We start from the raw sequence: 6,323 nt of genomic DNA on the forward strand, positions 1-6,323 counted from the left end.
CCGGAGAAGCGCTCCCCGGCCACCCGGGGACACGCGAGAGGACGCCACCGACGGCGCCACGAAGGAGCGGACGACATGACCGAGAAGCAGATCGTCGTACTGGGTGCCGGCTACGCGGGCCTCGCCGCAGCGACCCGGGCCGGCAAGCGCGGCCGGGTGACCCTGATCGCCCCCGAGAGCCGCATCCTGCACCGCATCCGCCAGCACGAGACCAGCGCCGGCCTGCCGGTGCGCCGGCCCGCCGTCGCCGAGGTGCTGCGCGGCCGCGGCGTGCGGCACGTCCGGGCCCGCGCCACCGAACTCGACCTCGCCGGGCGCAAGGTCCTCCTCGACAACGGTGACACCCTCGCCTACGACACCCTCGTCTACGCCCTCGGCAGCCGCACCGCCTGGCACGACGTCCCCGGCGCCGCCGAACACGCCCACCCCGTGGAGCGGGCCGCCGAGATCGCCGAGCGGCTGCGCACCGCGCCGCGCCCCGGCACCGTCGCGGTGGTCGGCGGCGGCGCCACCGGCATCGAGCTGGCCGCCGAACTCGCCGAGGCCCACCCCCGCTGGACCGTGCGGATCGTCGCCGCCGGGGAGGTCGGCGGCTGGTTCTCGGCCAAGGGCCACGACCACGTCCACCAGGTGCTGCGCGGACTCGGCGTCGCGATCCACGAGCACGCCGCCGTCACCGCCGTCGACGCCGGGGGCCTGACCACCGCCGCCGGCCGGATCGACGCCGACCTGGTCGTCTGGGCCGCCTCGATGGAGCCGCAGCCGCTGGCCGCCGAGGCCGGCCTCGCCGTCACCCCCGCCGGGCGGGCGGTCGTCGACGACCACCTGCGGTCGGTCTCGCACCCCGACGTGTACGTGATCGGCGACGCCGCCGAGGTCACCGTCCCCGGCACCGGCACCCTGCGGATGGGCTGCGCGACCGCCCTGCCGCAGGGCCAGTACCTCGGCAAGGTGCTCACCGGGCGCACCGACCAGCCGTTCGCCTTCCGCTACGTCGTGCAGTGCCTGAGCCTCGGGCGGCGCGACGGACTGCTGCAGTTCATCCACGGCGACGACTCGATGCGGCCCGCCGTGCTCACCGGGCGGGCCGGGCGGCTGGCCAAGGCGGCGATCCTCAGGAGCGTCGTGATGTCGCTGCGCTGAGCGGCGGGGACACGCGCGGGGGCCCGGGACGCGTCGTGCGTCCCGGGCCCCCGCGGCGCCGCCGCCGTTACTTCTTCTCGCCCTTGGGCGCCTCGGCGTCGGTGGACAGCGCGGCGATGAAGGCCTCCTGCGGGACCTCCACGCGGCCGACCATCTTCATCCGCTTCTTGCCCTCCTTCTGCTTCTCCAACAGCTTCCGTTTGCGGGAGATGTCACCGCCGTAGCACTTGGCGAGGACGTCCTTGCGGATCGCGCGGACGGTCTCGCGGGCGATCACCCGCGAGCCGATCGCGGCCTGGATCGGCACCTCGAACTGCTGGCGCGGGATCAGCTTCTGCAGCTTTCCGGCCATCATCACGCCGTAGCCGTAGGCCTTGTCCTTGTGCACGATCGCGGAGAACGCGTCGACCGCGTCGCCGTGCAGCAGGATGTCGACCTTCACCAGGTTGGCGGTCTGCTCGCCGATGGGCTCGTAGTCGAGCGAGGCATAGCCGCGGGTCTTGGACTTCAGCTGGTCGAAGAAGTCGAAGACGATCTCGGCGAGCGGCAGGGTGTAGCGCAGCTCGACCCGGTCCTCGGACAGGTAGTCCATGCCCTGGAGGTTGCCGCGGCGGGACTGGCACAGCTCCATGATCGCGCCGACGAACTCGTTGGGCGCCAGGATGGTGCCGCGCACGACCGGCTCGTACACCTCGGCGATCTTGCCGGTGGGGAACTCGCTCGGGTTGGTGACGGTGTGCTCGGTGCCGTCCTCCATGATCACCCGGTAGATCACGTTCGGGGCGGTGGAGATGAGGTCGAGGTTGAACTCGCGCTCCAGGCGCTCCCGGATGATCTCCAGATGCAGCAGGCCGAGGAAGCCGCAGCGGTAGCCGAAGCCGAGCGCCACCGAGGTCTCCGGCTCGTACACCAGGGCCGCGTCGTTCAGCCGCAGCTTGTCCAGCGCGTCGCGCAGCAGCGGGTAGTCCGAGCCGTCCAGCGGGTACAGGCCGGAGAACACCATCGGGCGCGGGTCCTTGTAGCCGCCCAGCGCCTCGGTGGCACCCTTGTGCTGCGAGGTGATGGTGTCACCGACCTTGGACTGCCGGACGTCCTTCACACCGGTGATGATGTAGCCCACCTCGCCGACGCCCAGGCCGTCGGCGACCTTCGGCTCCGGCGAGATGACGCCGATCTCCAGCAGCTCGTGGGTCGCGCCGGTGGACATCATGGCGATGCGCTCGCGCTTGTTCAGCTGGCCGTCGACCACCCGGACGTAGGTGACCACGCCGCGGTAGGCGTCGTACACCGAGTCGAAGATCATCGCGCGGGCCGGGGCCTCCGCGACGCCGACCGGGGCCGGGACGGTGTTGACGATGTGGTCCAGCAGGTCCTCGACGCCCAGACCGGTCTTGGCGCTGACCTTCAGGACGTCGCCCGGGTCGCAGCCGATGATGTGCGCGATCTCCTCGGCGTACTTCTCCGGCTGGGCGGCCGGAAGGTCGATCTTGTTCAGCACCGGGACGATCGTGAGGTCGTTCTCCAGCGCCAGGTACAGGTTGGCGAGGGTCTGCGCCTCGATGCCCTGGGCCGCGTCGACGACCAGGATGGTGCCCTCGCAGGCCGCGAGGGACCGGGACACCTCGTACGTGAAGTCCACGTGGCCCGGGGTGTCGATCATGTTGAGGATGTGCGTGCTGCCGGCGTTCGGGCCGGTCTTCGGCGCCCAGGGGAGTCGGACGGCCTGCGACTTGATGGTGATGCCGCGCTCGCGCTCGATGTCCATCCGGTCGAGGTACTGGGCGCGCATCTGCCGCGGGTCGACCACACCGGTGATCTGCAGCATCCGGTCGGCGAGCGTCGACTTGCCGTGGTCGATGTGGGCGATGATGCAGAAGTTGCGGATCAGCGCCGGGTCGGTACGGCTGGGCTCTGGCACATTGCTGGGGGTCGCGGGCACCTTGGTCCGATTCTCCGTTGGTCCGGGGGCCGGGGGTGTCCGGATCATCGCTGACCGGCTTCCCGGGCGACCGGACGGTCGTCCGATCGAGATAGTTCCTCCCATCTTCCCACTTCCCGCGAGCGGGCCGCGCGCCAGCGCCCGGTTTGGGCCGGACCGGGCGCCCCTGGTAGCGTTGGGCGCTGCACCTGGCCTCGGCATGCCCTCTCAGCTGGTCCGACGGCCGCGCGGTGCAGCCCTCCCCCAGCCTCCGGCCGGGGGGACCCCAGAACCGATGACACAGACTGAGGCTCTTTCGTGGCGAACATCAAGTCCCAGATCAAGCGCAACAAGACCAACGAGAAGGCGCGCCTGCGCAACAAGGCCGTCAAGTCCTCGCTGAAGACCGCCCTGCGCAAGGCCCGTGAGGCCGCTGCCGCCGGCGAGACCGAGAAGGCCACCGAGCTGGCCCGCGCCGCCTCCAAGGCGCTGGACAAGGCCGTGAGCAAGGGCGTCATCCACGCCAACCAGGCCGCCAACAAGAAGTCGGCCATCACCAAGCGCGTCAACGCGGCCGCCCAGGCCTGACGCCCCCGGGGCCGCCTCGACGGCCCCGCCCCCCTCGGGACGACCCGGCCCTCTACCCGGAAACCCGAGGCGCAGCACACTTCGCACCGCACGCGGCCTGCGTTCGCCACGCGGGTGCGGTGCCCACAGATTGACCGGAAGTGCCTGCTCGCAGGCCTTCCCACCACTGCCCGGCCGGTTCCCCACCGGCCGGGCAGTGCGCGTTTCGCACGCACGGACCGGGGCGGGCGGACCTCCGCGGTGCCTGTCCCGGCCTCCGGTGGGAACGGTAGGGTCCCGGGTGACCGGCACCCGCGTCGAGGGCCCGAGGGGGGCACACATTGGGGACACCGCCGTCACCGCCACCGCCACCGCCACCGCAGGGCGGACCCGGCTTCGCCGGATTCCCGCAGCAGCCGCAGCCGCCGGCGCCGACCAGTCCTCCCGGCTTCGGGCCGCCGCCCGGTCTGCCCAGCACGCCCGGCGGTGCTGCGGTGGGCGGGGGTCCTGCGGCGGGCGGCGGGCGGGGCGGCGGGCTGCGGCGCAACGCGGTGTGGGCGTTCACCGGCGCGATCCTGGCGTCGGTGGTCTGGACGGGCACCGTCGTGCTGGTGCCCGGCATCGTCGACGGCGGTTCCGCCTCGGCCGCGAAGAGCGTCCGCGGCTACCACGCCGTCGACAGGATCTGCGACGCGGGCAAGCTCACCGCGTTCCGCGGCAAGTACAAGATGGTCGACAACTATCCGCTGGAGCACACCGGGCGCAGCGAGTCCATGGACGTCATGCGCTGCTACGCCCTGATGAAGCGCACGCCCGACGGCAGCGAGACCCCCGAGTACGCCACCCTCGACATCCGGGCCGAGCTGCACAAGGCGGTCGACTCCGTCCCCGAGTTCGCCGCCGTGCGGCACTACTTCGAGCAGCAGAAGTACGAGATCACCGACGCTCCGGGCCTGGGCGAGGAGGCCTACTTCGCCTACGGCGACGAGCCGACCAGCACGGACAAGACCTTCCACGACATCAACTACTACTTGCAAGTCCGCGACGGCGCCATGACGTACTCGCTGTACTGGACGGACAACTACCAGGTCGGCAAGAACCACACGCTGGACCGCGAGACCGTGCGCAAGGCCATGCTCGACGACACCCGGGACATGCTCAAGGCGATCGGCGGGCCGTGACGGGCCGTGCCGGCCGTGAGGGGCCGCGAGGGGCCGTGCCGGGGTGCCGGCCCGCCGGCTCAGTACGACGGCGTCCGGGAGCCGGCCCGGGCGGCCCTCGCCACGGCGACGACGGCCCGCTCCAGCGCGAAGGCCGGGTCGTCGGAGCCGCCCTTGACGGCGGCGTCCGCCTGGGCGATCGCGGTCAGGGCGGCGGCCACGGCGTCGCCCGTCCAGCCGCGCATCTGCTGGCGGACCCGCTCGACCTTCCACGGCGGCATGCCCAGCTCGCGCGCCAGGTCCGCCGGGCGCATGTTCCGCCCGGTGGTCGCCAGCCGGCCGATGCTGCGCACGCCGGAGGCCAGGGCGTAGGTGATGCCGGTGGGCGGCTGGCCGACCGCCAGCGCCCAGCGCAGCCGCTCCAGCGCCTCGGCGGCCCGGCCGGTGACGGCCAGGTCCGCCACCTCGAAGCCGGTCGCCTCGGCGCGGCCGCTGTAGTAGCGGGCCACCACGGTCTCGTCGATGGCGCCCTCGACGTCGGAGGTGAGCTGGCTGCACGCGGCCGCGAGCTCGCGCAGGTCGCTGCCGAGCGCGTCCAGCAGGGCCTGGCAGGCCTCCGGCGTCGCCGAGCGGCCGAGCGTGCGGAACTCTCCTCGGACGAAGGCCAGCCGCTCGCTCGCCTTGGCCAGCTTGGCGCAGGCCACCTCGCGGCCGCCCGCCTTGCGGCCCGCGTCCAGCAGGCCCTTGCCCTTGGCGCCGCCCGCGTGCACCAGCACCATGATCACTTCTTCGGCGGGAGCCTCGATGTACGCCTTGACCTCCTTGACGGAGTCGGCGGAGAGGTCCTGGGCGGCCCTGACCACGATGACCTTGCGCTCGGCGAAGAGCGACGGGGTGGTCAGCTCGGCCAGGCTGCCCGGCTGCAGGCCGCCCGGCGGGAGGTCCCGCACGTCGGTGTCCGGGTCGGCGGCCTTCGCCGCGGCCACCACCTGGGCGACCGCGCGGTCCAGCAGCAGCTCCTCCTGGCCGACCGCGAGGGTCAGCGGGGCGAGCAGGTCGTCGGGTGCACTCTTCCTGGCCATCGCCTACCAGCATCCCACGGGGGACGGACAGCTCCGTCCCTGGAGAATGGGCGGGTGACCGAAGACCCCACCACCGACCTGCCGGCCGATGACGACCCGCACGCCCGGCAACTGCTCGTCCTGCCCGACCGCGACGCCGCCGAGGAGGCCGCGGAGGAGATCGGCGCGGACCATCCGGACCTCGGCGAGCTCGACATCGTCCGCGACGCCCTGGCCGGGGAGGACGACGCCGAGGACGCCCAGTGGCTGGTGGTCGTCGAACCGCCCGAGGCGGGATGGACCGCTGCGCTTCTCCAGGCCCTCGACACCGTCGCCGCCTCTCACGAGGGCTGGCGCGAGGAGCACTGATCCCCGGAGTGGGGGGGGGGGCCCCCCCCCCGCCCCCCCCCCCCCCCCGCCCCCCCCCCCGGCCCCCCCCCCCCACCCCCCCCCCCCCCCGCGCCCCCCCCCCCC

6 protein-coding genes are annotated in these 6,323 nt (G+C 72.9%); 4 read left to right on the forward strand and 2 right to left on the reverse strand.

The window, feature by feature from the left end; genetic code table 11:
- The first annotated feature begins 75 nt into the window (after window positions 1-75).
- Window positions 76-1,143, forward strand: coding sequence for an NAD(P)/FAD-dependent oxidoreductase (locus ACF1AK_RS03480; RefSeq protein ID WP_391497082.1), 1,068 nt, complete (start codon window positions 76-78; stop codon window positions 1,141-1,143).
- A gap of 67 nt (window positions 1,144-1,210) precedes the next feature.
- Here the strand turns inward: ACF1AK_RS03480 and lepA are convergent, their stop codons facing one another.
- A complete protein-coding gene (lepA, locus tag ACF1AK_RS03485; RefSeq protein WP_391497083.1) occupies window positions 1,211-3,082 on the reverse strand; it encodes a translation elongation factor 4 in 1,872 nt (623 codons plus the stop codon).
- Window positions 3,083-3,379: 297 nt separating this feature from the next.
- Between lepA and rpsT the strand changes: the two genes are divergently transcribed.
- Together rpsT and ACF1AK_RS03495 are read left to right on the forward strand one after the other, a co-directional pair.
- Window positions 3,380-3,649 (forward strand): 30S ribosomal protein S20, encoded by a 270-nt coding sequence (gene rpsT / locus ACF1AK_RS03490; RefSeq protein ID WP_350566336.1) that lies wholly within the window; start codon window positions 3,380-3,382, stop codon window positions 3,647-3,649.
- Window positions 3,650-4,122: 473 nt separating this feature from the next.
- Window positions 4,123-4,809, forward strand: coding sequence for a hypothetical protein (locus ACF1AK_RS03495; RefSeq protein ID WP_391497084.1), 687 nt, complete (start codon window positions 4,123-4,125; stop codon window positions 4,807-4,809).
- 59 nt (window positions 4,810-4,868) lie between these two features.
- On the opposite strand, the gene holA is transcribed toward ACF1AK_RS03495, so the two are convergent.
- Window positions 4,869-5,870, reverse strand: coding sequence for a DNA polymerase III subunit delta (holA, locus tag ACF1AK_RS03500; RefSeq protein ID WP_391497085.1), 1,002 nt, complete (start codon window positions 5,868-5,870; stop codon window positions 4,869-4,871).
- Between the two features lie 54 nt (window positions 5,871-5,924).
- On the opposite strand from holA, the gene ACF1AK_RS03505 reads away from it, so the two are divergent.
- Window positions 5,925-6,218 carry a hypothetical protein gene (locus ACF1AK_RS03505; RefSeq protein ID WP_391497086.1) on the forward strand — a complete coding sequence of 98 codons (294 nt, stop codon included), beginning with the start codon at window positions 5,925-5,927 and terminating at the stop codon, window positions 6,216-6,218.
- Window positions 6,219-6,323: the final 105 nt, after the last annotated feature.

The organism is Kitasatospora sp. NPDC015120 (assembly GCF_043080305.1).
GTDB lineage: Bacteria > Actinomycetota > Actinomycetes > Streptomycetales > Streptomycetaceae > Kitasatospora.

Bases quoted from the DNA above. Each gene is read 5' to 3' on its own strand.
- ACF1AK_RS03480 (WP_391497082.1), top strand. From the start codon at position 76: ATGACCGAGAAGCAGATCGTCGTACTGGGTGCCGGCTACGCGGGCCTC.
- holA (WP_391497085.1), bottom strand. From the start codon at position 5,870: ATGGCCAGGAAGAGTGCACCCGACGACCTGCTCGCCCCGCTGACCCTC.